1 protein-coding gene and 1 pseudogene are annotated in these 556 nt (G+C 71.0%); one reads left to right on the forward strand and one right to left on the reverse strand.

The genetic code is table 11. The features are described 5' to 3' along the window. Positions 1 to 366 (forward strand): fumarylacetoacetate hydrolase family protein (locus D3H34_RS33635; RefSeq protein WP_147400645.1); only part of this gene is annotated, 366 nt, incomplete at its 5' end. Between the two features lie 17 nt (positions 367 to 383). On the opposite strand, the pseudogene D3H34_RS34895 reads toward D3H34_RS33635, so the two are convergent. Beyond that, positions 384 to 556: pseudogene (locus D3H34_RS34895) on the reverse strand (LysR family transcriptional regulator); the annotation flags it as partial.

Consider the following 556-nt stretch of genomic DNA (forward strand, 5'->3'; position numbering starts at 1 on the left):
CGCTGGCTGCAGCAGTTCGCGTCGCCGCCGCTGCTGGCACTCGCCGACCAGCTGTGCCATGGCGCGCTCGTGGTCGGCGACTGGCAGCCGTGCGATCTGCTGCGCGCCGCGCCCGACTGGTCGCGCCAGGTCTGCCGGCTGCGCATAGGCAGCGGCGAAACCAGCGTGCACACCGACACCCATTCGCTCGGTGATCCGGCCTGGCTGCTCGCCGACTGGCTGCGCCATGCGACTGAACAGTACGGCACGCTGGGCGCCGGTACGGTCGTGACCACGGGCAGCTGGGTCGGTCTGGCGCGCGCCCAGGCCGGGGACAGCGTGCATGTGCAGTTCGATGGCGTGGGCGAGGCCTGGCTGCAGCTGTGATCGGCGTCCGGTGACCGTCAGTCGTCGGCCATCTGCCTGCCCATGGCCTGCACGAACAGCTGCGCGCCCAGGCCCATGGGCCGCTGCTTGGACCAGACCACGTCGACCCAGAGGCGCAGGCCGTTGCTGAGATTGGAAAACGGCATTTCGACCAGCCGGCCGGCGTCGATGCGCGGCGCGACCAGCGAGC

The organism is Acidovorax cavernicola (genome assembly GCF_003581445.1).